The organism is Mycoplana sp. BE70, assembly GCF_031455855.1.
Taxonomy (GTDB): Bacteria; Pseudomonadota; Alphaproteobacteria; order Rhizobiales; family Rhizobiaceae; genus Mycoplana.
On record NZ_JAVDTM010000002.1, the window covers coordinates 98096 to 123955 of the forward strand.

Annotated in this window: 23 protein-coding genes; 11 read left to right on the forward strand and 12 right to left on the reverse strand. The window is 63.1% G+C overall.

Annotated elements, in window-relative coordinates; all coding sequences use genetic code 11:
* Positions 1 to 5: 5 nt before the first annotated feature.
* The 4 genes from fdhF to J2Y48_RS03870 form a co-directional block, all read right to left on the reverse strand.
* Positions 6 to 2885: a formate dehydrogenase subunit alpha gene (gene fdhF, locus J2Y48_RS03855; protein WP_310412993.1), complete on the reverse strand. Its 2880-nt coding sequence runs from the start codon at positions 2883 to 2885 to the stop codon at positions 6 to 8.
* A 16-nt stretch (positions 2886 to 2901) separates the two neighbouring features.
* Positions 2902 to 4458 carry an NADH-quinone oxidoreductase subunit NuoF gene (locus J2Y48_RS03860; RefSeq protein ID WP_310412997.1) on the reverse strand — a complete coding sequence of 519 codons (1557 nt, stop codon included), beginning with the start codon at positions 4456 to 4458 and terminating at the stop codon, positions 2902 to 2904.
* Positions 4455 to 4931 (reverse strand): formate dehydrogenase subunit gamma, encoded by a 477-nt coding sequence (locus tag J2Y48_RS03865; RefSeq protein WP_310413000.1) that lies wholly within the window; start codon positions 4929 to 4931, stop codon positions 4455 to 4457. Before J2Y48_RS03865 ends, J2Y48_RS03860 begins: the two co-directional genes overlap by 4 nt.
* Positions 4932 to 5110: 179 nt before the next feature.
* The gene (locus tag J2Y48_RS03870; protein ID WP_310413003.1) at positions 5111 to 6007 is read right to left on the reverse strand and encodes a LysR family transcriptional regulator; all 897 of its coding nucleotides are present in this window, start codon (positions 6005 to 6007) and stop codon (positions 5111 to 5113) included.
* 100 nt (positions 6008 to 6107) lie between these two features.
* On the opposite strand from J2Y48_RS03870, the gene J2Y48_RS03875 reads away from it, so the two are divergent.
* Positions 6108 to 7103: an MDR family oxidoreductase gene (locus J2Y48_RS03875; RefSeq protein ID WP_310413006.1), complete on the forward strand. Its 996-nt coding sequence runs from the start codon at positions 6108 to 6110 to the stop codon at positions 7101 to 7103.
* Between the two features lie 12 nt (positions 7104 to 7115).
* Here the strand turns inward: J2Y48_RS03875 and J2Y48_RS03880 are convergent, their stop codons facing one another.
* Entirely contained in the window at positions 7116 to 7472 is a 357-nt protein-coding gene (locus tag J2Y48_RS03880; protein ID WP_310413009.1) for a metalloregulator ArsR/SmtB family transcription factor, read from the reverse strand.
* A gap of 134 nt (positions 7473 to 7606) precedes the next feature.
* The gene (locus J2Y48_RS03885) at positions 7607 to 8377 is read right to left on the reverse strand and encodes an SDR family oxidoreductase (protein WP_310413012.1); all 771 of its coding nucleotides are present in this window, start codon (positions 8375 to 8377) and stop codon (positions 7607 to 7609) included.
* 149 nt (positions 8378 to 8526) lie between these two features.
* On the opposite strand from J2Y48_RS03885, the gene J2Y48_RS03890 reads away from it, so the two are divergent.
* From J2Y48_RS03890 to J2Y48_RS03935, 10 genes are all read left to right on the forward strand, one after another.
* Positions 8527 to 9306, forward strand: a complete 780-nt coding sequence (locus tag J2Y48_RS03890; protein WP_310413015.1) for a DeoR/GlpR family DNA-binding transcription regulator — start codon at positions 8527 to 8529, stop codon at positions 9304 to 9306.
* 109 nt (positions 9307 to 9415) lie between these two features.
* Entirely contained in the window at positions 9416 to 10933 is a 1518-nt protein-coding gene (glpD, locus tag J2Y48_RS03895; protein WP_310413018.1) for a glycerol-3-phosphate dehydrogenase, read from the forward strand.
* 38 nt (positions 10934 to 10971) lie between these two features.
* Positions 10972 to 12048 (forward strand): ABC transporter ATP-binding protein, encoded by a 1077-nt coding sequence (locus J2Y48_RS03900; RefSeq protein WP_310413021.1) that lies wholly within the window; start codon positions 10972 to 10974, stop codon positions 12046 to 12048.
* Between the two features lie 10 nt (positions 12049 to 12058).
* Positions 12059 to 13129 (forward strand): ABC transporter ATP-binding protein, encoded by a 1071-nt coding sequence (locus J2Y48_RS03905; protein ID WP_310413024.1) that lies wholly within the window; start codon positions 12059 to 12061, stop codon positions 13127 to 13129.
* Positions 13130 to 13132: 3 nt separating this feature from the next.
* Positions 13133 to 13999, forward strand: coding sequence for a sugar ABC transporter permease (locus J2Y48_RS03910; protein ID WP_310413027.1), 867 nt, complete (start codon positions 13133 to 13135; stop codon positions 13997 to 13999).
* Between the two features lie 11 nt (positions 14000 to 14010).
* Entirely contained in the window at positions 14011 to 14898 is an 888-nt protein-coding gene (locus J2Y48_RS03915) for a carbohydrate ABC transporter permease (protein WP_310413031.1), read from the forward strand.
* Complete coding sequence (locus J2Y48_RS03920) at positions 14898 to 15317, forward strand: DUF2160 domain-containing protein (protein ID WP_310413034.1); 420 nt, start codon at positions 14898 to 14900, stop codon at positions 15315 to 15317. Before J2Y48_RS03915 ends, J2Y48_RS03920 begins: the two co-directional genes overlap by 1 nt.
* Before the next feature lie 71 nt (positions 15318 to 15388).
* Positions 15389 to 17110 (forward strand): ABC transporter substrate-binding protein, encoded by a 1722-nt coding sequence (locus J2Y48_RS03925; protein WP_310413037.1) that lies wholly within the window; start codon positions 15389 to 15391, stop codon positions 17108 to 17110.
* Between the two features lie 247 nt (positions 17111 to 17357).
* A complete protein-coding gene (locus J2Y48_RS03930) occupies positions 17358 to 18158 on the forward strand; it encodes a DUF6030 family protein (protein WP_310413040.1) in 801 nt (266 codons plus the stop codon).
* Between the two features lie 167 nt (positions 18159 to 18325).
* Positions 18326 to 19039 carry a metallophosphoesterase gene (locus J2Y48_RS03935; RefSeq protein WP_310413043.1) on the forward strand — a complete coding sequence of 238 codons (714 nt, stop codon included), beginning with the start codon at positions 18326 to 18328 and terminating at the stop codon, positions 19037 to 19039.
* A gap of 27 nt (positions 19040 to 19066) precedes the next feature.
* Here J2Y48_RS03935 and J2Y48_RS03940 read toward each other — a convergent pair whose 3' ends face one another.
* The 6 genes from J2Y48_RS03940 to J2Y48_RS03965 all read right to left on the reverse strand — a co-directional run bounded on the left by J2Y48_RS03940 (position 19067) and on the right by J2Y48_RS03965 (position 25731).
* Complete coding sequence (locus tag J2Y48_RS03940) at positions 19067 to 20491, reverse strand: mannose-1-phosphate guanylyltransferase/mannose-6-phosphate isomerase (protein WP_310413046.1); 1425 nt, start codon at positions 20489 to 20491, stop codon at positions 19067 to 19069.
* Positions 20492 to 20706: 215 nt separating this feature from the next.
* Positions 20707 to 21114: a F0F1 ATP synthase subunit epsilon gene (locus J2Y48_RS03945; protein ID WP_310413049.1), complete on the reverse strand. Its 408-nt coding sequence runs from the start codon at positions 21112 to 21114 to the stop codon at positions 20707 to 20709.
* Positions 21115 to 21187: 73 nt separating this feature from the next.
* Positions 21188 to 22708: a F0F1 ATP synthase subunit beta gene (atpD, locus tag J2Y48_RS03950; protein WP_310413052.1), complete on the reverse strand. Its 1521-nt coding sequence runs from the start codon at positions 22706 to 22708 to the stop codon at positions 21188 to 21190.
* A 26-nt stretch (positions 22709 to 22734) separates the two neighbouring features.
* Complete coding sequence (locus tag J2Y48_RS03955) at positions 22735 to 23607, reverse strand: F0F1 ATP synthase subunit gamma (protein ID WP_310413055.1); 873 nt, start codon at positions 23605 to 23607, stop codon at positions 22735 to 22737.
* Positions 23608 to 23635: 28 nt separating this feature from the next.
* On the reverse strand, positions 23636 to 25165 hold the full coding sequence (gene atpA, locus J2Y48_RS03960; protein WP_310413058.1) for a F0F1 ATP synthase subunit alpha: 1530 nt from the start codon (positions 25163 to 25165) through the stop codon (positions 23636 to 23638).
* Positions 25165 to 25731, reverse strand: coding sequence for a F0F1 ATP synthase subunit delta (locus J2Y48_RS03965; RefSeq protein ID WP_310413061.1), 567 nt, complete (start codon positions 25729 to 25731; stop codon positions 25165 to 25167). The genes atpA and J2Y48_RS03965 overlap by 1 nt, the downstream gene beginning before the upstream one ends.
* Positions 25732 to 25860 lie beyond the last annotated feature (129 nt).

Consider the following 25860-nt stretch of genomic DNA (forward strand, 5'->3'; position numbering starts at 1 on the left):
CGACCCTACTCCGCCGCCTCCAGCTTGCCGGCGATCCGCCGCGACTGGCGGGCCTGCTCGCCGTACTCGACCTGCCATTCGGACGGGCCGTTAGAGGGCGAGACCTGCACCGCGGTCACCTTGTACTCCGGGCAGTTCGTCGCCCAGTCGGAGAAGTCGGTGGTGATGACGTTCGCCTGCGTGTCCGGATGATGGAAGGTCGTATAGACCACGCCGGTCGCCACGCGATCGGTGATCAGCGCGCGCAGCGTCGTTTCACCGGCGCGGCTGGCGAGCCGCACCCAGTCGCCGTCGCGGAGGCCGCGGTTCTCGGCGTCGTGCGGATGAATCTCCAGCCGGTCCTCGTCGTGCCAGACGACGTTTTCCGTACGCCGTGTCTGTGCACCGACATTGTATTGGCTGAGAATACGGCCGGTGGTCAGAAGCAGCGGGAAGCGCGGCCCTGTCTTTTCGTCCGTCGCCACATATTCGGTGCGGATGAACTTGCCCTTGCCGCGCACGAAACCGTCCACGTGCATGATCGGCGAACCCTGCGGGTGCTTCTCATTGCAGGGCCACTGCACCGAGCCCATCTTTTCGAGATAGTCGTAGGACACCAGCGCGAAGCTCGGCGTCGTCGCGGCAATCTCGTCCATGATCTCGGAGGGGTGCTTGTAGTTCCAGGCAAGACCCATCGCCTGGGCGAGCCTCTGGGTGACTTCCCAGTCGGCATAGCCATTGCGCGGCGTCATGACCCGGCGCACCCGATTGATGCGGCGTTCGGCGTTGGTGAAGGTGCCGTCCTTCTCAAGGAAGGTCGAGCCGGGCAGGAAGACATGCGCATAGTTCGCCGTCTCGTTCAGGAACAGGTCCTGCACGACGACGCATTCCATCGCTGCGAGACCAGCCGAGACGTGCTTGGTATCGGGATCGGACTGCAGGATGTCCTCGCCCTGGATGTAGATGCCCTTGAACGTGCCTTCCACGGCGGCGTCGAGCATGTTCGGGATGCGCAGGCCCGGCTCTTCGTTGAGCTTCACGCCCCAGAGCTTTTCGAAGATCTCGCGCGTCGCATCGTCGGAGATGTGGCGGTAGCCCGGCAGCTCGTGCGGGAACGAGCCCATGTCGCAGGAGCCCTGCACGTTGTTCTGGCCGCGCAAGGGGTTCACGCCGACGCCCGGACGGCCGATGTTGCCGGTCGCCATGGCGAGGTTGGCGATGGCCATGACGGTGGTCGAGCCCTGGCTGTGTTCGGTGACGCCGAGGCCGTAATAGATCGATCCGTTGCCGCCGGTGGCAAACAGCCGCGCCGCGCCGCGAACGAGGTCGGCCGAAACGCCGGTGAGCGCCTCGACTGCCTCCGGGCTGTGCCGCTCCTCGGAGACGAAGGACGCCCAGTCCTCGAATTCCGACCAGTCGCAGCGCTCGCGGATGAACGTCTCGTCAAAGAGCCCTTCGGTGACGATGACATGGGCAAGCGCCGTCACCACGGCGACGTTCGTGCCGGGCTTCAGCGGCAGGTGGTAGCTCGCCTCGACATGCGGCCCCTTGACGAGATCGATGCGGCGCGGATCGATGACGATCAGCTTCGCCCCCTGGCGCAACCGCTTCTTCAGGCGGGAGCCGAAGACCGGGTGACCGTCGGTCGGGTTGGCGCCGATGACGATGACGACGTCGGTCTCCTCGACCGAATCGAAATTCTGCGTGCCGGCCGAGGTGCCGAAGGTCTGGCCGAGGCCGTAGCCCGTCGGCGAGTGGCAGACGCGGGCGCAGGTGTCGACGTTGTTGTTGCCGAAGCCGGCGCGGATCAGCTTCTGCACGAGGAAGGTTTCCTCGTTCGTGCAACGCGACGAGGTGATGCCGCCAATGGAATCGCGGCCATACTGGTACTGGATGCGGCGGAACTCGCTCGCCACATGCGACAGGGCCTCTTCCCAGCTCACTTCGCGCCAGGGATCGGTGATCTTTTCGCGCACCATCGGGTTGAGAATGCGGTCCTTATGGGTCGAGTAGCCGTAGGCGAAACGGCCCTTGACGCAGGAATGACCGCGGTTCGCCTGACCGTCCTTCCACGGCACCATGCGCACGAGTTCCTCGCCGCGCATCTCCGCCTTGAACGAGCAGCCGACGCCGCAATAGGCGCAGGTGGTGACCACCGAGTGCTCCGGCTGGCCGATCTCGATGACGGACTTTTCCGTCAGGGTCGCCGTCGGGCAGGCCTGCACGCAGGCGCCGCAGGAGACGCATTCGGAGGAAACGAAGTCCTCATGCATACCGGCGGAAACCCGGCTGTCGAAGCCCCGGCCCTCGATCGTCAGCGCGAAGGTGCCCTGGACTTCCTCGCAGGCCCGCACGCAGCGCGAACAGACGATGCACTTGGCCGGATCGAAGGTGAAATACGGGTTCGATTCGTCCTTCGGCTGCCACTTGATGTTGATGGCGCCGTCAGTGCGGGCCTTGACGTGGTTCTCGCCGTCATAGCCATAGCGGACGTCGCGCAGGCCGACTGCCCCCGCCATGTCCTGCAGCTCGCAGTCGCCGTTGGCGGCACAGGTGAGACAGTCGAGCGGGTGGTCGGAGATATAGAGCTCCATCACGCCGCGACGGACATCCTTCAGCCGCGGCGTCTGGGTCGAGACGACGAGCCCGGGTGCGACCGGAGTGGTGCAGGAGGCCGGCATGCCGCCACGGCCCTGGATCTCGACGAGGCAGAGTCGGCAGGAGCCGAAGGCATCGACCATGTCGGTGGCGCAGAGCTTCGGGATCTCGATCCCGGCATCCATCGAGGCGCGCATGATCGAGGTGCCCTCCGGCACGGTGATCTCGCGCCCGTCGATCGTTAGCGTCACCATTTTTTCCGACTTGGAGGCGGGCGTACCGAAGTCGATTTCCTTGATAAGGTTCATTGGCTTTTCTCCTCCCTCACTCGGCCGCCTGCACGACAGGTGCGGGTGAAAAATCTTCCGGGAAATGGGTCATGGCGCTCATCACCGGGTAAGGCGTGAAGCCGCCGAGCGCGCAGAGCGAGCCGAACTTCATGGTGTTGCAGAGGTCGGCGAGCAGTTCGCGGTTCTTCTCCGGTTCGATGCCGCGGGCGATATTGTCGGCCACCTCGACGCCGCGCGTCGAGCCGATGCGGCAGGGCGTGCACTTGCCGCAGCTTTCGATGGCGCAGAACTCCATGGCGAAACGCGCCTGGTTCAGCATGTCGGCAGTGTCGTCGAAGACGACGATGCCGGCATGGCCGATCAGCCCGTCCTTGGCGGCAAAAGCCTCGTAGTCGAAGGGCGTGTCGAACAGCGCGCGCGGGAAGTAGGCGCCGAGCGGCCCGCCGACCTGCACCGCCTTGACCGGCCGCCCCGACGCGGTACCGCCAGCGATGTGATCGACGATCTCCCCGAGCGACAGGCCAAAGGCGGTCTCGTAGAGGCCGCCGTGCTTGACGTTGCCGGCGATCTGGATCGGGATCGTGCCGCGCGACCGGCCCATGCCGAAATCGCGGTAGAAGGCCGCGCCCTGGTCGAGGATGACCGGCACGGAGGCGAGCGAGATGACATTGTTGATGACGGTCGGACAGTCGAACAGGCCCTTGTGGGCCGGCAGCGGCGGCTTGGCGCGAACGACGCCGCGCTTGCCCTCGAGGCTGTTCAGCAGCGACGTTTCCTCGCCGCAGACATAGGCGCCGGCGCCGGTGCGCACCTCCATGTCGAAGGCGCGGCCCGAGCCGAGCACCGACGGGCCGAGGACGCCGGCCTTGCGGGCGATCTCGATTGCCTCGCTCATGATGGCGATCGCATGCGGATATTCGGAGCGGGTGTAGATGTAGCCCTTGGTGGCGCCGGCCGCGAGCCCGGCGATCGCCATGCCCTCGATCAGCACAAAGGGATCGCCCTCCATGATCATGCGGTCGGCGAAGGTACCGCTGTCGCCCTCGTCGGCGTTGCAGACGATGTATTTGCGATCGCCGGCGGCGTCGAGAACCGTCTTCCACTTGATGCCGGTCGGGAAGCCGGCGCCGCCGCGACCGCGCAGGCCGCTGTCGGTGACTTCCTTGACGACATCGGCCGGCGCCATGGCGACCGCCTTCTCCAGGCCCGTCAGGCCGCGGAACCGGCGATAGTCATCGAGCGAGAGCGGATCGGTAATGCCGCAGCGCGAGAAGGTCAGGCGCGTCTGCTGCTTCAGGAAAGGTATGTCCTTCGTCGAGCCATGGCACAGCGGATGCGCCGCACCGGAGACAAAACCCGCGTCAAACAGGGAGGGCACGTCGGAGGCCTTCACCGGACCATAGGCAATCCGCTCGCCATCGACGACAACCTCGACCAGCGGCTCCAGCCAGTGCATGCCGCGCGAGCCGTTGCGCACGATCGCGACATCGAGGCCGCGCGCCGCGGCTTCGGTTTCGATGGCCGCCACCACCTTGTTTGCGCCGAGCCCAAGGGCGGCCGTGTCACGGGGGACGTAGATCTTGACGGTCATCGACGCGCCTCCTGAACGAGCTCAGCGGCAGCGGCGGCGTCAAGGCGGCCATGCACCTCGCCGTCGAGCATCGCCGACGGCGCGCAGGAACAGAGACCGAGACAGTAGACGGGCTCCAGCGTCACCGCACCGTCCAACGTCGTCTGATGGAAATCGATGCCGAGCAGTGCCTTGATCTTTTCGGCGACCGCGTCACCTCCCATCGACTGACAGGCCTCGGCGCGACAGAGCTTCAGCACGTGCCGGCCAGCGGGACGTTCGCGGAAATCGTGATAGAAGGTGACGACGCCATGCACTTCGGCGCGCGACAGGTTCAGCTCGCGGGCGATCACCGGCAGGCTTTCCTGCGGGACATAGCCGAACTCCGCCTGGATCTCGTGCAGGATCGGCAGCAGCGGGCCCTCGAGCTCCCTGAGTGCGCCGATGATGGCCGATGTTCTCGTCCCGACATCGCCGGAAACGTGCAGATTCATGCGCAGACCTCCCGAATGACAAAGGCCTGCCGCCTGCCAAGCAGCGGAAAATCGGGCCCAATGCCTTGAAACCGAAGGGGAAGAACGGAACCCTGTCGATCTCCACCCCTTATCGAAACAGCTTCTCAGGGAAGGCTGGAGGGGTCAATAAGGCTATCCCGTCACTTGATAGTTTTTTTCTATTGTTCCAGCCCATGCTCAGCCAGAATCCGCGCCTCATGCAACAGAGCCGATACCAGTGGCGTGAATGGCTCACGATGCGTCGCAACCAGACCGACGAGATGATGCGGGGCGGGATCGACGATCGAAACTATTTTGATCTCGTCGTGAAAACCGAAAGAAAGCGCGACATTTCGCGGCATTATACTGCACCAACGCCCGGTTCGGACATGCGAGAACAGGACGATCATCGAATTTGACTCGAGCGTTGGCTGCGCTGTCACGCCGACCTCGGCAAAATGACGATTGATGATACGCCTGTTCTGCATGTCGGAAGTCAATAGACAAAGCCTAACGTCGGCCACGTCCTTCCAGGTCACGCTATCGCGATCGGCCAGTGGACCGTTCTTTGCGGTGATCAGGTGATAGTGCTCCGCATGCAGCGGCACGCTGGTCACGCGCCCGAGCGGCTCGTTTTCCAGGTAGGTCAGACCTGCGTCGATCTCCAGGTTCTCCAGGAGGCTGAGGATCTGCAGCGAATTGGCGGAGAGCACGGAAAAGGTGACGTCGGGATGCTTCTCCTGGAAGGGGGCGGTGATGCGCGGAACCATGGCAAGCGTCGTGGGGATGGCGGCCAGGCGGATGTGACCGGAGAGCCCCTTGCGCGCCGCCCGCATCTCCTCGCGCATGGTGCGCGCGTCGCCAACGATGCGCCGCGCCCATTCGAGCACACGCTGACCTTCCGGCGTGAGCCCCTGGAAGCGGGAGCCACGATTGACGAGCACGACGCCGAGTTGGTCCTCCAACTGGCGGATGGCCGCCGACAGCGTCGGCTGGGAAATGCCGAGCTCATCAGCCGCCCTCGCGAAGTGCCGCTCTCGGGCAAGCGCTATGAAGTATTCCAGCTTGTCGATCATCGGGGCTCGTCCCTACCTTGCCGCCCTGCCCTCATACAAAAGAACGCTGGCACGACCAAGCAATGGGGATATAGAAAGAAGGCAGGCGGAGGAACTGGCAATGACTTTTAGAGCACTCCTGGTTGAGAAGGCCGAGGACGGCGCGATCTCGGCGTCTGTGCAAGACCTGCAGGACGACCGCCTGCCGGACGGCGACGTGACCGTCGCAGTCGAATATTCGACGCTGAACTACAAGGACGGGCTCTGCATTACGGGCAAGGGCGGACTGGTGCGCAGCTTCCCGCATGTGCCTGGCGTCGATTTCGCCGGCACGGTGGTGTCATCCGGCGACCCTCGCTATCTCCCCGGCGACAAGGTGGTGCTGACCGGTTGGCGCGTGGGCGAATCCTGGTGGGGTGGCTATGCCAGCCGCGCCAGAGTGAAAGGCGACTGGCTGGTGCCGCTTCCGGATGAGCTGACGACGCGCGAGGCCATGGCGATCGGCACCGCCGGCCTGACCTCGATGCTTGCCGTGATGGCCCTGGAGAAGGCCGGCCTGTCGCCGCCCAAGGGCGAGATCCTGGTGACGGGAGCCGCCGGCGGCGTCGGCTCGGTCGCGGTGGCGATTCTCGCCCGCCTCGGCTATCGCGTCGCGGCCGTCACCGGCCGGCCAGAAGCGGCCGCCTATCTGCGCGAGCTTGGCGCCGAGACGATTATCGACCGCGCCGAACTGGCCGAAGCGTCCGCAAAGCCGCTGGAATCCGAACGCTGGGCCGGCGCCATCGATTCGGTGGGCGGAGAGATGCTGATGCGCGTGCTCAAGCAGGTGAAATACGACGGCGCCGTCGCCTCGATCGGGCTTGCGGCCAGCGCGGCGGTGCCCTCTTTCACCGTGATCCCCTTCATCCTGCGCGGCGTCTGTCTGGTTGGCATCGATTCGGTGATGCGCCCGCGCGATGAACGGATCGACGCCTGGAGCCGCATCGTCACCGACCTGCCGCATGACAAGCTGGACGACATGGTCACCGAATATGGGCTGGCCGATCTGCCGACCCTCGGCCCGGCTATTCTCGAAGGCAAGATCCGCGGACGGGCGGTGATCGACGTCCGCAAATAGACCTTCAAAAGCTCATGCGCCCCGTTCACGCGCGGCCATCGGCCGGCAGAAAGTCTCGTAGAGCGCGCCCATGATCGCGCTGACATTCTCGTCGGCGAGGCTGTAAAACACCTGGCGGCCATCGCGGCGGGTGACAACGATCTGATCCTGACGGAGGCGGGCGAGCTGTTGCGAGACGACAGCCTGCGGCAGACCGAGGATCGCCTCGATCTCACCGACCGCCCTCTCGCCTTCCGTCAGCAGGCACAGGATCAGAAGCCGCGTCTCGTGGGAAAGCGCCTTCAGAAAGCGGCTGGCCTTCTTTGCCTGATCGAAGAACAGGTCGACGGTTGCGATGTCATCCGCCCCAGGGTTCATGAACTGCTTCATCTGCCCTCCTGACCCGAAATCGGCACGTCCAACCACGGCGCCCGCGCAACTTGATCTGGTGCACGCGAAATATGGCGCAAGGGGGAAGCGCGTGGCGGGCAGCTACTTTTTCGCGGCAGCGTTGCGGTTTGGCATCAGCAGATCAGTTGGCCGCCGTTTACCTCCAGCACCTGCCCGGTAATGTACCCCGAAAGCGTGGGCGAGGCGAGAAACAGATAGGCCGGCGCGCAGTCCTGAGCCATTCCGAGACGCTGCAGAGGTATCGACTTGCGCGTCGCCTCCAGCTTCTCTGGCGTCGAGTAGCGCGCATGGAAATCGGTCGCTATCGTTCCCGGCGAGACACAGTTGACCCGGATGCCGTCGGGTGCAAGCTCGCGCGCCAGGGCCTTCGAGTAGGTCGAGACGAAGGCCTTGGTTGCCGAATAGACCGCCGAGCCCGGGCTGCCGCCGGTCAGCGCCGAGATCGAGACGGTATTGACGATCGCGGCATTGGTCGCGCGACGCAGCGCCGGCAGCATCGCCCGGGTCATCTCGACGACGGACGTCTGGTTGAGCCGCACCACGGCCTGGTATTGCTCGTCGGTCAAGGCATCGGCGGCAAAACGGCCGACCATCGTGCCGGCATTGTTGATCAGCACATCCACCTGCTCGAAGAGGTTGTCGGCATAGCGGGCAACCTCGGAAACGCCCTGCGACGTCAGGAAATCGGCGTGGACAATGTGCGCCCGCGCCTCCTCGAGCGCCTCCTCGAGAAAGTCCGGAACGGCCGCAAGCGGCTCGCGTCCGCCGTGCAGCAGCACGTGCGCTCCGCAATCCAGGAACTGGCGCGCAACCTCGAGACCGATGCCTCGCCCGGCCCCGGTGACGACGACGTTAACACCCTTGAACAAGGCCGGATGAAACATGGCGATCTCCCAATCGGTGTGCGGTCCCCGGACGTGACCGCACCAGTATCACAAATATTTCTGCGCACACCAACTACGCGCGGCAGGAGAATTGCAGCGCTTTCGTTTTTGCATATGATGAACAAAAACGAAAGCGCAGGAGAGAATCGATGTATCTGACAGGTCGCCAGGCAGAGATCCTGGACCTTGCAAGGACGGAAGGCCGGGTGCTGGTGGAAGACCTCGCCGCCCGCTTCTCCGTCACCCCCCAAACCATACGCAAGGACCTGAACGATCTGTGCGACAACAAGGCCCTGACCCGCATTCATGGTGGCGCGCTGTTTCCTAGCGGCAACGAGAACGTCAAGTACGAGGCACGCCGATCGATCGCCGCCCCGGAAAAGCAGGCGATCGGCAAGGCAGCCGCAGCGATGATTCCCGACAACTCCTCGCTCTTCATCAACATCGGCACGACCACGGAAGCCGTCAGCGAGGCCTTGCTCGACCACAGGGAACTGATGGTCATTACCAATAACATCAATGTTGCCAATAAATTGCGCGGCTTCCCCTCGATCGAGGTAGTCATCACCGGCGGCGTCGTGCGCGGCGCGGATGGCGGCATTGTCGGCGAGGCGACCGTCGATTTCATTCGCCAGTTCAAGGTCGACTATGCGGTAATCGGCGTGTCCGCGATCGACCAGGACGGCGCCCTGCTCGACTTCGATTATCGCGAAGTGAAGGTGGCGCAGGCGATCATCGCCAATGCCCGCCACGTTATCCTGGTCTCCGATTCGACAAAGTTCGAGCGGACCGCGCCGGTGCGAATCGGCCACCTTTCGCAGGTGCACACCTTCATCACCGACCGGTGTCCGCTCGACAACATCCGCGACATCTGCGCCAGCCAGGACGTGCGGCTGATCGAGACGTCCGCCGGCGACGCGAGCGGCTGATCGGATCTTCCTTCCACATTCGTTTGACATTCGAAAAATTTTCGTTTTAACTTTCCTGGCTTTCGCAAGTGCGTATATTTGTGCGTTGCGAAATTGAGAGGGAAAACGTTTGGCGATCGAAGTGGTCAGCGACATTTTTGTCATTGGCGGGGGCATCAATGGCTGCGGCATCGCGCGCGACGCCGCAGGCCGTGGCTACTCCGTCGTGCTGGCCGAAATGAAGGATCTGGCCGCCGGCACCTCTTCCGCCTCCACCAAGCTCATCCATGGCGGCTTGCGCTATCTGGAGCACTATGAGTTCCGCCTGGTGCGCGAGGCACTGATGGAGCGTGAAGTGCTCTGGGCCATGGCGCCGCACGTCATCCGGCCGATGCGCTTCGTGCTGCCCTATCACAAGGGAGGCATCCGGCCGGCCTGGCTGATCCGCCTTGGCCTCTTCCTGTACGATCATATCGGCGGACGCAAGCTGCTGCCGGCGACGCGTACCCTCGACATGCGTCACGATCCGTCCGGGCAACCGCTGAAGAAACTTTTCACCAAGGCGTTCGAGTATTCCGACGGCTGGGTTGACGATGCGCGCCTTGTGGTGCTGAACGCCCGCGACGCCGCCGATCGTGGCGCCGACATTCGCGTCGGCACACGCGTCGTCTCGGCCCGGCGCGAAAACGGGCACTGGGACGTGGAAACCGAAAACGTCGCCTCCGGTGCCCGGGAGACGGTCAGGGCGCGGATGCTCGTCAACGCCAGCGGCCCCTGGGTCGACAAGGTGCTTGCCGGCGCGCTGGGACAGAACAACGTGCACAATGTCCGCCTCGTCCAGGGCAGCCACGTCGTCGTCCGCAAGAAGTTTTCCGATCCGCGCGCCTACTTCTTCCAGAATCCAGACGGGCGCATCATCTTCGCCATTCCCTACCAGGATGATTTCACGCTGATCGGCACCACCGACCGCGACTATGACGGCGATCCGCGCGATGTCCGCATCAGCGACGAGGAGATCGACTACCTCTGCCGTTCCGCAAGCGAGTATTTCGTCGAGCCGGTGACAAGGGCTGACATCGTCTGGACCTATTCCGGCGTCCGTCCCTTGTTCGACGACGGCGCGGGCAAGGCGCAGGAAGCCACGCGCGACTACGTGCTGAAGGTCGATGGAAACGGTAGCCAGGCGCCGCTGCTCAACGTCTTCGGCGGCAAACTCACCACCTATCGGCGGCTTGCGGAGGCCGCCCTCGACAAGATCGGCGAGGCCATCGGCGAAAAAGGCGGAAAGTGGACAGCCGTCTCGCGGCTGCCGGGCGGGGATTTTGGCGTCGAGGCGTTCGACGCCGAAGTCGGCAAACTGTCGCGCGCCTACCCCTTTCTGTCTCCCTCGCATGCGAGACGGCTGGTGCGCCTCTACGGCACGCGTGCCGCCGCGATGCTTGGCGAAGCAAGGTCGATCGAAGACCTCGGGCAGCATTTCGGCTGCGACCTTTACGAACTTGAGGTTCGCTGGCTAATGCGGGAAGAATGGGCGCGGCACGCCGAGGATGTGCTGTGGCGCCGCACCAAGCGGGGATTGCAGCTTAGCGCCGACGAAGCGGAGGCGCTCGAAAGCTACATGGTGAAGGCAGAGCAGGCACCAAACTAGTGCGCATTCCGATGGCAGGGGGAACGTTGGAGACATGAATGCTTGAACTTAGAGACATCACGAAGGTCGCGGGCGGGGAGACGCACATCCATCCCACCAACCTCGTGCTCGAGCGCGGTTCGCTGAACGTGCTGCTCGGCCCGACGCTGTCCGGCAAGACCTCGCTGATGCGCCTCATGGCGGGCCTGGACAAGCCGAGCTTCGGCTCCGTCTGGTTCGACGGCAAGGACGTGACCGGCATGCGCGTGCAGGATCGCAGCGTCGCCATGGTCTACCAGCAGTTCATCAACTACCCGGCGATGTCGGTCTACGAGAACATCGCCTCGCCGATGCGCATCAAGGGTGCCGACCGCGCCACGATCGATCGCGAAGTGCGCAAGGCGGCCGACCTTCTCAAGCTCACCCCCTATCTCGATCGTACCCCGCTCAACCTCTCCGGCGGACAGCAGCAGCGTACCGCGCTGGCGCGCGCGATCGTCAAGAACGCCAGCCTCGTCCTGCTCGACGAGCCGCTCGCCAACCTCGACTACAAGCTGCGCGAGGAACTGCGCGAGGAACTGCCGAAGATTTTTGCCGCCTCCGGAGCGATCTTCGTTTACGCCACGACCGAGCCGTCCGAAGCGCTTCTTCTCGGCGGCAACACGGCAACGCTGTCGGAAGGGCGCATCACCCAGTTTGCTCCCACCATCGATATCTATCGCCGCCCGGTCGATTTGATCACGGCCGAAACCTTCGCCGATCCGCCGCTGAACACGTTTGCGCTGATCAAGGCAAACGGTCATTTCGTGCTCGAGGGAGAGACGGTCCTGCCGGTGCCGGCGCACCTCGCCGGCATCCCGGATGGGCCGTGCACCGTCGCCTTCCAGCCGCATCACCTGGCCCTCACGCCCCAGACGCCCGTGGCCGCGCCGGTGCCGGTCCGTACCGCGATCTCGGAGATTGCCGGTTCGGAGAGCTTCATCCACGTCGAATTCGCCGACACGCGCTGGGTGATGCTCGCACCCGGCATCCACGACATCGAGCCCGATGCCCAGATCACCGTCTATGTCGACACGCGCCACCTGATGGCGTTCGCTCCGGACGGCAGGGCCATCGCCGGCTCGGCGACGGCGTGAGGAGGAAGCCATGGCGCGCATCAATCTCGAACATATCCGCCACGCTTACGGCGAAAAGCCGAAGTCGGAGGCCGACTATGCGCTGAAGGAAGTCCATCACGAGTGGAACGACGGCGGCGCCTACGCGCTCCTCGGCCCTTCCGGCTGCGGCAAGACCACGCTCTTGAACATCATCTCGGGCCTGCTTCAACCCTCCGAAGGCAGGATCCTGTTCGACGGCAGAGATGTCACGAACCTGTCCACGCAACAGCGCAACATCGCCCAGGTCTTCCAGTTCCCGGTCATCTACGACACGATGACGGTCTACGACAATCTCGCCTTTCCGCTGCGCAATCGCGGCGTCCCGGAAGCGGAAGTCGACCGGCGCGTGCGCGAGATCATCGACATGACCGGCCTTGGCGGCTGGGCGAAGAAGAAGGCGCGCGGGCTGACTGCCGACCAGAAGCAGAAAATTTCCCTCGGACGTGGACTGGTGCGCAGCGACGTCAACGCCATCCTGTTCGACGAGCCGCTGACCGTCATCGACCCGCACATGAAGTGGGTGCTGCGCTCGCAGTTGAAGAAGCTGCACCGCCAGTTCGGCTTCACCATGGTCTATGTCACCCACGACCAGACCGAGGCGCTCACCTTCGCCGACAAGGTCGTCGTCATGTATGACGGCCAGATCGTGCAGATCGGAACGCCGGCGGAGTTGTTCGAGCGCCCGAGCCACACCTTCGTCGGCTACTTCATCGGCTCGCCCGGCATGAACGTGCTGCCGGCGACGATCGACGGCAGCAACGTGACGATCGGCACCGACACGATCGCGCTCGACTTCCGTCCGCAGGTCGCCGCCAACGCGACGACGGAACTCGGCATCCGCCCGGAGTTCGTCCGGCTTGGGCGCGAGGGCATGCATGTCCGCGTCAATAAGGTCGAGGACATTGGCCGGCAGAAGATCGTCCGCGCCGAATTTGCCGGCAACCCGATCTCGATCGTCGTTCCCGAGGACGGCGAGATCCCGGCCGATCCGCGCGTTAGCTTCGATCCGTCCGCCATCAACATCTACGCCAATTCCTGGCACGTCGGCAGGGAGGCCTGATCCATGGAAAAGACCTGGAATAACAAGGCCTGGTTCATGGTGCTGCCGGTGTTGCTGCTGGTGGCGTTTTCGGCCGTGATCCCGCTAATGACGGTGGTGAACTATTCGGTTCAGGACACCTTCGGCAACAACCAGTTCTTCTGGGCCGGCACCGACTGGTTCGTCGAGATCCTGCACTCCGATCGCTTCTGGCAGGCGCTCGGCCGCAACCTGCTCTTCTCCGCCATCATCCTTTCGATCGAGATCCCGCTCGGCATCCTGATCGCGCTCAACATGCCGAAGAAGGGGATCGGCATACCGGTCTGCCTCGTGCTGATGGCGCTGCCGCTGCTCATTCCGTGGAACGTGGTCGGCACGATCTGGCAGGTTTTCGGTCGGGTCGACATCGGTCTGCTGGGCTTCACGCTGTCCGCCCTCGGCCTCGACTACAACTACGTCAACGACGTCTTCGACGCCTGGGTGACGCTGATCGTCATGGACGTCTGGCATTGGACAAGCCTGGTCGTACTCCTCTGCTATGCCGGCCTCGTCTCCATTCCGGACGCCTACTACCAGGCCGCCAAGATTGACGGTGCCTCGCGCTGGGCCGTCTTCCGTCACATCCAGTTGCCGAAGATGAAGCGCGTGCTGCTGATCGCATTCCTGCTGCGCTTCATGGACAGTTTCATGATCTATACCGAACCCTTCGTCGTCACCGGCGGCGGGCCGGGCAACTCGACGACCTTCCTGTCGATCGACCTCGTCAAGATGGCGATCGGCCAGTTCGACCTGGGGCCGGCGGCGGCGATGTCGCTCATCTACTTCCTGATCATCCTGCTGCTGTCGTGGATCTTCTACACGGTCATGACCAGCAGCGACGAGCAGGCGTGAGGGAGGAGAACATGACCGCACGCGTTGAACCACAAGCCGCCGCACAGGCGCCCGCACGGACCGCTGAACGCGCTCGGGCGAATGTCTCCCGGTCGCCGCACCGCAGCTTTTCCTGGGTCGTGCCCACGCTCTATATCCTGTTCTTGATGCTGCCGATCTACTGGCTCGTCAACATGAGCTTCAAGACGAACATGGAGATTACCGGCACCTTCTCACTGTGGCCGCAGAATCCGACCCTCCGCAATTACATCGTCATTTTCACCGATCCCGCCTGGTATTCCGGCTACATCAACTCGATCATATACGTGGTGATGAACACGGTGATCTCGGTCACTGTTGCGTTGCCGGCGGCCTATGCGTTCTCGCGCTATCGCTTCCTCGGCGACAAGCACCTGTTCTTCTGGCTGCTGACCAACCGCATGGCGCCGCCGGCGGTCTTCGCCCTGCCCTTCTTCCAGCTCTATTCGGCCTTCGGCCTGATCGACACGCATATCGCCGTCGCCCTGGCGCATTGCCTGTTCAACGTTCCGCTCGCCGTCTGGATCCTCGAGGGCTTCATGTCGGGCGTGCCGAAGGAGATCGACGAGACGGCCTATATCGACGGCTACTCGTTCCCGAAGTTCTTCGCCAAGATCTTCGTGCCTCTAATCGCATCCGGCATCGGCGTGGCCGCCTTCTTCTGCTTCATGTTCTCCTGGGTCGAACTCTTGATTGCCCGCACGCTGACGACGACGGCCGCCAAGCCGATCGCCGCGACGATGACGCGCACGGTCTCGGCGTCGGGGATGGACTGGGGCGTGCTTGCCGCGGCCGGGGTGCTGACGATCATCCCCGGGGCGCTGGTGATCTATTTCGTTCGCAACTACATCGCCAAGGGCTTCGCCCTGGGGAGGGTCTGATGGCTGCCAACGCCAACCGCAACAACCGCTGGCCCGTCGCACTCCTGGCCGTTCTGCTGGCCTACGCGCTTGCCACCGGCCTTTTGGTGATGTCGCTGCCGGTGAAGGACGACGCGCGCGACTGGTTCGCACCGCTCATTCCCGGCGGCTGGATGGCCTGGACCTTTCCGACCGCGATGTTCTTCCTGTCCATCTTCACGCTGCTGGCGCTGATGGCCGTCTGGGAGTACGCGCGGCCCGGCGGCAATCCCCGCGTCGGCATCCTGCACTTCGAGACGACGCGCGGCGACCGACTGTTCATATCGCTGCTCGGTTCGGCATTCATCAATCTCGCATGGCTGGGGCTTGTCGGCTCCAACCTGTGGTGGGCTCTTGCCTTGAGCGTGGTCTACGCCATCGGCGTGTTCCGCTACGTGTAGGCAACAAGAACGAGGGGCCGGGCACGCCCGGCCTTTCAAACTGCAGTCGCACAACCTAAGGGAGGATAATGATGCGAAGGCACCTTCTGACGACTACGGCAACCCTGTTGCTGGCCCTAACGGGCACCGCATTTGCAGGTATGGACGAGGCGAAGAAGTTCCTTGATGCGGAAATCGGCGACATGTCGACGCTCGACCGGACCGCTCAGGAAGCTGAAATGCAGTGGTTCATCGATGCCGCCAAGCCGTTTGCCGGCATGGACATCAAGGTCGTTTCCGAAACGATCACCACGCACGAATACGAATCCAAGGTTCTGGCCAAGGCGTTCTCGGAAATCACCGGCATCAAGCTGACGCACGACCTGATCGGCGAAGGCGACGTGGTCGAGAAGCTGCAGACGCAGATGCAGTCGGGCGAGAACATCTACGACGCCTACATCAACGACTCCGACCTGATCGGCACGCATTGGCGCTACCAGCAGGCCCGGTCGCTGACGAAATGGATGGCGAACGAGGGCAAGGACGTCACCAACCCGAACCTCGACCTCGACGATTTCATCGGCCTGAAGTTCACGACGGCTCCGGACGGCGACCTCTACCAGCTGCCCGACCAGCAGTTCGCGAACCTTTACTGGTTCCGCTACGACTGGTTCAACGACGAGAAGAACAAGGCCGACTTCAAGGCGAAGTATGGCTACGATCTCGGCGTTCCGGTCAATTGGTCGGCCTACGAGGATATCGCCGAGTTCTTCACCGGCCGCGAGATCGACGGCAAGAAGGTCTATGGTCACATGGACTACGGCAAGAAGGACCCCTCGCTTGGCTGGCGCTTCACCGATGCCTGGCTGTCGATGGCCGGCAACGGCGACAAGGGCTTGCCGAACGGTCTTCCGGTCGACGAATGGGGCATCAAGGTCGACGAGAAGTCGCGTCCGGTCGGCTCGTGCGTCGCCCGTGGCGGCGACACCAACGGCCCCGCCTCGGTCTACGCAATCCAGAAGTACCTCGACTGGATGAAGGCCTATGCACCGGCAGCTGCCCAGGGCATGACCTTCTCGGAATCCGGCCCGGTTCCCTCGCAGGGTGAAGTTGCTCAGCAGATGTTCACGTACACGGCGTTCACCGCCGACTTCGTGAAGGATGGTCTGCCGGTCGTCAACGCGGACGGCACGCCGAAGTGGCGCTTCGCCCCCTCGCCCCATGGCGTCTACTGGAAGGACGGCATGAAGCTCGGCTATCAGGACGTGGGGTCCTGGACGTTGCTCAAGTCGACACCTGACGACCGTGCCAAGGCGGCCTGGCTCTATGCGCAGTTCGTCACCTCCAAGACGGTCGACGTCAAGAAGAGCCACGTCGGCCTGACGCTGACGCGCGAAAGCACCGTCCAGCACCAGAGCTTCACGGACCGCGCTCCGAAGCTCGGCGGGTTGATCGAGTTCTACCGTTCGCCGGCCCGCGTCCAGTGGTCGCCGACCGGTACGAACATCCCGGACTATCCGAAGCTGGCCCAGCTGTGGTGGCAGGCGATCGGCGATGCGTCCTCGGGTGCGAAGACCGCGCAGGAGGCGATGGACTCGCTTTGCGCCGAGCAGGAACAGGTGCTGAGCCGCCTGGAACGCGCCGGCGTCCAGGGCGACATCGGCCCGAAGCTCGCCGAGGAGCATGATCTCGAATACTGGAACAAGGATGCGGTCGCCAAGGGCAACCTCGCGCCGCAGCTCAAGATCGAGAACGAGAAGGAACAGCCGCAGACAGTCAACTACGACGAGCTCGTCAAGAGCTGGGAGCAGTAGGTTGAACGCGGTCGGGCCCAAGCGGACCTGAGCCCAGAACACGCCGCCCGGAGGACACCTTCCGGGCGGTTTCTGTTGCGGCGCTGTCCACGCCTGCAAGTCCGGGCAGCCGCCTCGTTGCACTTGCCGCCAGAAGCGTTCTGCCCTATCACCGACACAACCGGCGGATCCGGCACCACCGGCCGGCCCGGCTCGAACCGGACTGGTGGAATTCGCAGCGATCGGGCAGCGACGGCATCCATACAGCATGGCGGACCAGAGGAAAGGCAGATCCGGCAAGACCCTGTTTGCGCTGCTGACGCTGGGCATTCTTTCCGCAATCGCCGCCACCGTCCTGCTTGCCAACGACTACCGCAACCTGAACCGCCTGCTCGATCGCTTAGGCTATGCCCCGGTCCAGAACCAGTCTGCCGCCCGGGAACCCCTTTCCCACGAGATCCGCGGCAAGCGCATTCCACGCCCCAAGGTCGAGATCCCCGAGAGGCTTGTTTCCGACCTCGTTCCCATGGAAACGAAGTTCAGGCGACAGATACGCCGCGACCCGAAAGACCTTTGTGCAGCGCTCGAGCGCAGCGGTTTTCTCAACGCCGGCTGGAAGGAAGGACTGGCAAAGGGCAGCTGGGAATGCACCTCCTATCGCGAGTTTCCCGTCCAGGAGGGCACAAGCGGACCGGCCAGTTCCGCCTATCTTTCCATCCGCGGCAGTGATTCCGCACGCCTTAGCTCGTTCCGCATCAAGCTGAATCTGGAGAACGAAGACGACCGGGCCGAGCTCACCGATGCCGCCATTGCCGCCGTGGAGGTCTTTCTCGACGAAGTGCGCTGGAAGGATGCGCCCGAGATCGTCGACAGCATCCGGAACCTGAGGGAATTCGATGTTGTCGTGTTCGGCAACCGGATCCAGCTGAAGAAGGAATTTGGAGAAACGCCGCGTTACAACTTCATCATCACGCCGGACCGAACCCGACCGAAGGACAGCTACCTGCCGGATTACTTCAATCGCGAAAAGTGGCTTCCGATGCCGGAGAAGCCTCTCGAGAACCGCTGAGTCCGGGGCTTGGCACCGACATGCGGCCGGAAATTCGGATTCGATTTCTGCCGAGGAATATGCGCAGATTCAGGATCTGCTCCTATCCTTACGCGACAATGGAACAGCTGTTGGACAGAATTGTCGAGATTGTTTCCCCCCGCGGTCGTCGCCGAGGCCGGAGACGTTTGCGACTGGACGGCCCGCTCCCCAGCATCTACGCGATCGGCGACGTGCATGGCTGCTATCGGGAGGTGCTCGAGGCCGAAGCCCGCATCAGGGTTGACCTGCGATCCGCCGGAAACGAGGCCCTGGTCGTCTATCTCGGCGACTATGTCGATCGGGGCCCGGCCGCAGCATCGGTACTGGACCATCTCACTCGGGAACATCACGACGGCCTGACGCGGGTTACTCTTTGTGGCAACCACGACGATATCTTCCTGCAATTCATTCGGGACCCCGTCGCGTGGGGATACTGGCTTGGCCCCAATTTTGGCGGCGAAGCGACCCTCGCCTCCTATGGGATCAGCCTCGACGACGTCCGCTGGCGGGAACTCGATACGGAGGCACTTTCCGCCTGGTTGCGACGGATCATCCCGGCACGACACATCATGTTCCTGGCCGGACTGCCGGTCCTGCTGACAGTCGGGAACTATGTCTTTGTTCACGCCGGCCTGCGGCCAGGGATCCCCCTGGAAGCACAGGAGGACGAGGATCTGCTGTGGATCCGCGAGCCCTTCCTCATCGCCGGATCGGAGCCGCCGCAAATCGTGGTGCACGGTCACACGCCTTGCAGCAATCCAGAATTTGCACGCGGCCGCATCGGCATCGACACCGGCTGCTTCGCCACCGGCCGCCTGACGGTCCTGAAAATCGATGCGGCAGGCGCGCGTCTGCTCTGATGCAGTGCGGCCGGCCTGGCGCAAACGCTACTGCCGACCGAATTCGTCCTCAATGCGAATGATGTCGTCCTCTCCGAGATACGATCCCGTCTGCACCTCGATGAGTTCGAGCAGGATCTTTCCGGGGTTGGAGAGACGGTGAACCTCGCCCTGGGGGATATAGATCGATTCATTTTCTCGCAGCGGGACGGTGCGGTCCCCGATGGTCACTTCAGCCGTACCGCGCACGACGATCCAGTGCTCGGAGCGATGGTGGTGCTTCTGCAGCGAAAGCCGTTTTCCGGGGTTGACGAACAGCCGCTTGACCTGGAAGCGTTCTCCATTGAGCACCGAAGTGTAGCCTCCCCACGGTCGATAGGACGTGCGGTGTGTCTCGGTCAGTGCCGCCGTCTCTTCCATCGAGGCAAGATACTTGACCAGTTTGCCGACGTTCTGGCTGTCCTCCATGCGGCCAACATAGACAGCATCCTCGCTGGCAATGACAGCCACGTCGGAAAGACCCTGGACGGCGACATGGATGTCTTTGGAAAGGACAAGCGAATTGTGCGTTTCGAGCAAGGTCGCACGCCCCTCGGCGACATTACCCTGCTCATCGCGGGTGCCCAGCTTCCAGACCGAATCCCAACTCCCCAGATCCGACCACTCTATCGGCGACGGCACGACGGCAGCGATCGGCGTCTTCTCGAAGACGGCATAGTCGATGGAAATGTCCGGAGCCGTCGCGAAGGCTTCTGGGTCGAGCCTCTCGAAATCAAGGTCGTGTTGTGCAGCAACCAGCGACCGGCTCGCCGCATCGAGAACGCCAGGCGCCAAGCGGCGCAGTTCCTTCAGGAACGGCCCTACCGGCAGCATGAACATGCCCGAATTCCAGAGATGGCCGGCCGCGAGAAGCGCCTCGGCCTTCTCCCGGTTCGGTTTTTCGATGAAGCGCTTGACGGCAAAGGCACCGCCACCGAGCTCCTCGCCGGCCTCGATATAGCCGTAACCCGTCGCAGGCTCCACGGGCGTGATCCCGAACGTGACGAGCCGTCCCGCCTGTGCGGCGTCGCGCGCCCTTGCGACACAATCGAAATAAACCTCGTCGGCAGCAATCTCGTGATCAGAGGCCAGCACCTGCATGACGGCGCCTTCACCGTGCTCCCGTTCGACAACCAAGGCAGCGACCGCCAAAGCCGGAGCGGTGTTCCTCGCCACCGGTTCGAGCAGGATCTTCGCCAATTGATGATCGATCAGGCGCGCTTGTTCTGCCACCAGGAAGCGGAACTCCGCATTGGTCAGCACGATCGGCGCTTCGTAGCGCTCACTGTCGGAGACCCGCTCCAGCGTGCGTTGGAACAGCGTCCTGCCGCCCAGCAGTTCGAGGAACTGTTTCGGCGCCTGCGCGCGCGACAAAGGCCACAGTCGCGTTCCCTTGCCGCCCGCCATGATGATGGGAATGATTTTGTCGGACATTGATCTAAATCCAGCGAAGCACGAATGGAGCCGGCGCGCCGCAGCCAGCGCGGTTGGCGCATAGAAACAGCAAACTGCTCCGTTTCAAAGCAATTAGTCTGCCGAATGCCACCAATCTGCCGTTGTAGTTAAGCGCTTCTTCGCCATACCGGCAGACCTTGGACAACAAAAAAGCCCCGCTGTCGCGGGGCTTGATATCTGATCGCCTAGCGGTTTCAGGCTGGCAGGACCGTTCCCTGCACCGTGCCCAGTTGCGCAATGTAGCGCTCGATGTTGGCGCGGTGCTCGTCGTTCAACGCGGCCTCGAGCTCGGAACGGGCAACCTCGACGCGCTTGAGGATATCGTCACGGCTGATCTCATCGACGTGGACCGCCGATTCCGCCAGCAGCGTGCAGCCGGAGGGCAGGATATCGGCAAAGCCGCCAAAGACGACGAAGCGATCGGTCTTGCCGTTTGCGAACTTCACGGTGACGACGCCCGGCTGAATGGTCGTCATGGTTGGCGCATGGTTGGCCATGACGGTCATTTCGCCTTCCGTCGCCGGCAGCACGACGGCTTCCACGCTGTCGGAAAGAAGCAGCCGCTCCGGAGAAACGAGTTCAAAGTTGAAACTGTCGGCCATGACCATTCACTTCTTCTGATTTCATCAGGTCAGAAACAGGCGCCCGGCAAGCGGGCGCCCGAGACATTCGGCATTAAGCGGCTTCAGCAGCCAGCTTCTTCGCCTTCTCGACGGCTTCCTCGATGGAGCCGACCATGTAGAAGGCTGCTTCCGGCAGGTGATCGTACTCGCCGGCGACCAGGCCCTTGAAGCCCTTGATCGTGTCTTCGAGCGCGACGAGCTTGCCCGGCGAACCGGTGAAGACTTCAGCCACGAAGAACGGCTGCGACAGGAAGCGCTCGATCTTGCGGGCGCGGGCAACCGTCAGCTTGTCCTCTTCGGACAGTTCGTCCATGCCGAGGATGGCGATGATGTCCTGAAGCGACTTGTAGCGCTGCAGGGTCGTCTGCACCTTCCGCGACACTTCGTAGTGCTCTTCGCCGACGATCATCGGGTCGAGCATACGCGAGGTGGAGTCGAGCGGGTCAACGGCCGGGTAGATACCCTTTTCGGCGATCGAACGCGACAGAACGGTCGTTGCGTCCAGGTGGGCGAACGAGGTTGCAGGCGCCGGGTCGGTCAAGTCGTCGGCCGGAACGTAGATGGCCTGAACCGAGGTGATCGAGCCCTTGGTCGTCGTGGTGATGCGTTCCTGCATCTGGCCCATGTCGGTGGCAAGCGTCGGCTGGTAGCCCACGGCCGAAGGAATACGGCCGAGCAGAGCGGACACTTCCGAGCCTGCCTGGGTGAAGCGGAAGATGTTGTCGACGAAGAACAGAACGTCCTGGCCCTTGTCGCGGAAGTCTTCAGCGATCGTCAGACCGGTGAGAGCAACGCGTGCGCGGGCACCCGGCGGCTCGTTCATCTGACCGTAAACGAGGGCTGCCTTGGAGCCTTCGCCGCCGCCCAGCTTGTTAACGCCGGACTCGATCATTTCGTGGTAAAGGTCGTTGCCTTCGCGGGTACGCTCGCCAACGCCGGCGAATACCGAGTAGCCGCCGTGCGCCTTTGCGACGTTGTTGATCAGTTCCATGATGAGAACCGTCTTGCCAACGCCGGCACCGCCGAACAGGCCGATCTTGCCGCCCTTCGCGTAAGGCGCCAGCAGGTCGACGACCTTGATGCCGGTGACGAGGATCTGGGCTTCCGTCGACTGCTCGACATAGGCCGGAGCGTCCTGGTGGATGGCGCGCTTCGCCTTGGTCTTCAGCGGACCGGCTTCGTCAACCGGCTCGCCGATGACGTTCATGATGCGGCCGAGCGTCTCGTCGCCGACCGGAACCGAGATCGGAGCACCCGTGTCGGAGACCGGCTGACCGCGAACGAGACCTTCGGTCGAGTCCATGGCGATCGTGCGAACGGTGTTCTCACCGAGGTGCTGGGCGACTTCGAGAACAAGGCGGTTGCCGTTGTTGTCGGTTTCCAGCGCGTTCAGGATGAGCGGCAGGTGACCGTCGAAGGCGACGTCGACGACGGCGCCAATGACCTGGGTCACGCGGCCGTTTGCGCCAGCGGCGGAAACGGAGGTCGATGCGGCCTTGGCGGCTGCCGTCTTGCGCGGGGCAGCGGGCTTCTTCTCCGCTGCGGTTTCTTTCGGGGTAGCTGCCTTAGCCATGATCCTTACCCTCTTTGTCCTGGTCCTTAGAGCGCTTCAGCGCCCGAGATGATTTCGATGAGTTCCTTGGTGATCTGAGCCTGACGCTGGCGGTTGAAGCTGAGCGTCAGCTTGTTGATCATCTCACCGGCATTGCGTGTCGCGTTGTCCATGGCGCTCATCTTCGCACCCATCTCGCCGGCAACGTTCTCGAGCAGGGCCCGGAAGATCTGGACGGAAATGTTGCGCGGAATGAGATCACCGAGGATCGCGGCCGCATCGGGTTCGTAGTCGTAAATCGCGTCGGACTGCTCGGTTGCCTCGCCAGCCGAAGCCGGGATCAGCTGCTGAGCCGTCGGGATCTGCGCGATGACCGACTTGAACTCCGAGTAGAACAGCGTGCAGACGTCGAACTCGCCCTTGTCGAACAGCCCGATCACCTTGCGGCCGATGTCATCGGCGTTGGCGAAGCCGATCTTCTTGACTTCACGAAGATCGACGCGGTCGATGATCAGCGACGCATATTCGCGACGCAGGATATCGAAGCCCTTCTTGCCGACGCAGATGATCTTGACCGTCTTGCCGTTGGCAAGGAGCTTGCGCGTGTGGTCGCGAGCGAGACGAGCGATCTGCGAGTTGAAACCGCCGCAGAGGCCGCGTTCGGCGGTGCAGACGACGAGCAGGTGCACGTCGTCCTTGCCGGTGCCCGTCATCAGGCGTGGTGCCGCGTCGTCCTGGCCGACCGCTTGCGCGATGTTGGCAAGAACAGCACTCATGCGCTGCGAATAGGGCCGAGCGGCCTCGGCCGCCTCCTGCGCACGCCGAAGCTTCGCCGCGGCGACCATTTTCATCGCCTTGGTGATCTTCTGCGTCGCCTTGACGGAGGCGATCCGGTTTTTCAGATCCTTAAGTGAAGGCATCCGTTGTCCGTCCTAGAATAAAGCCCGTTCAGGCGAAAGTCTTGGCGAAGGCGTCAAGAGCAGCCTTGAGCTTGCCCTTGGTGTCGTCGCTGATGGCCTTCTCCGTACGGATCGTTTCGAGGATGCCCTTGCCTTCCGTACGCATGTACGAAAGCAGACCCTGCTCGAACTTGCCGACCTCGTTGACCGGCAGCTTGTCGAGGTAGCCGTTGACGCCGGCGAAGATCACCGCGACCTGCTCTTCCGTCTTCAACGGCGAGAACTGCGGCTGCTTCAGGAGTTCGGTCAGGCGCGCACCGCGGTTCAGCAGGCGCTGGGTCGCAGCGTCCAGGTCCGAACCGAACTGGGCGAAGGCGGCCATTTCGCGATACTGGGCGAGTTCGCCCTTGATCGAGCCGGCAACCTGCTTCATCGCCTTGATCTGTGCGGACGAGCCGACGCGGGAAACCGACAGACCGACGTTAACGGCCGGGCGGATACCCTGGTAGAACAGGTCCGTTTCAAGGAAGATCTGGCCGTCGGTGATCGAGATCACGTTGGTCGGAATGAACGCCGAAACGTCGTTACCCTGCGTTTCGATGACCGGCAGAGCCGTCAGCGAGCCGGCGCCGTTGTCGTCGTTCAGCTTTGCAGCGCGCTCGAGCAGGCGGGAGTGCAGGTAGAAAACGTCGCCCGGATAGGCTTCGCGGCCCGGCGGGCGGCGCAGCAGTAGCGACATCTGACGGTAGGCAACGGCCTGCTTGGAAAGGTCGTCGTAGCCGATGAGCGCGTGCTTGCCGTTATCGCGGAAGTACTCACCCATGGCAGCGCCGGCGAACGGCGCAAGGTACTGCATCGGGGCCGGATCGGAAGCGGTCGCGGCAACGATGATCGAGTAGGGCAGTGCGCCCCGCTCTTCGAGAACCTTCACGAACTGTGCAACCGTCGAACGCTTCTGGCCGATGGCGACATAGACGCAATACAGCTTGTCCTGCTCCGGGCCGTTGTCGTGGATCGGCTTCTGGTTCAGGAACGTGTCGAGGATGATGGCGGTCTTGCCGGTCTGGCGGTCGCCGATGACGAGCTCGCGCTGGCCGCGGCCGACCGGGATGAGGGCGTCGATGGCCTTGAGGCCGGTCGACATCGGCTCATGCACCGACTTGCGCGGAATGATGCCCGGAGCCTTGACGTCAACGCGGGCGCGCTGCTTGGCGTTGATCGGGCCCTTGCCGTCGATCGGGTTGCCGAGCGCGTCGACGACGCGGCCGAGCAGTTCCGGGCCAACCGGGACGTCCACGATGGCGCCAGTCCGCTTGACGGTGTCGCCTTCCTTAATGTCACGGTCCGAACCGAAGATAACGACACCGACGTTGTCGCTTTCCAGGTTCAGCGCCATGCCGCGAATTCCACCCGGGAATTCGACCATTTCGCCGGCCTGGACGTTGTCGAGGCCGTAGACGCGGGCGATACCGTCACCGACGGAGAGCACCTGGCCGACTTCCGAGACTTCCGCCTCTTTGCCGAAGTTTTTGATCTGATCTTTGAGAATTGCGGAGATTTCCGCGGCGCGGATATCCATCAGCCGACCTCTTTCAGTGCAAGCTTAAGGGTAGAGAGTTTGGTGCGAAGGGAAGTGTCGATCTGGCGGGAACCGACCTTGACGATCAGGCCACCGAGGATAGACGGGTCGACGGTGACGGCGATCGCCACGTCTTTGCCGGTGACGCCCTTGAGCGCCGCCTTCAATTCGGTCTCCTGCGCCGCCGAAAGGACGTGCGCGGAGGTTACGTCAGCGGTGATCTCACCGCGATGGCGCGCCGCAATGACGCGGAAAGCCCTGACCATGCCCGGCACGGCGAAAAGCCGGCGATTGGAGGCCACGACCTTCAGAAAGTTTGCGACGAGGCCCGTGAAGCCAGCCTTCTCGACGATTGCCGCAATGGCCTTCGTCTGCTCTTCGGCGGAGAATACCGGGCTCTGGATCAGGCGCTTCAGGTCGTCGCTTGCATCGATCATCGCCTGGAAGCGGTTCAGGTCAGAACCAACCCCTTCGACGTTTCCGGCCTCGAGCGCGAGCTCGAAAAGCGACGACGCATACCTTTCTGCAACACCGGAAATAAGCTGGGATGTGTCTGCCACGGGCACAAGCTTCTCTTATTTTCATTCAGAGCGGCAGCTTGCGGACTGGCCGTAAACTCAAAACCCTGAATTCGTTGCGATTGTTTTCAGTTCTCACAAGGCTGGACGCCCGCTCTTTCTGAAATTCGCGGTTCG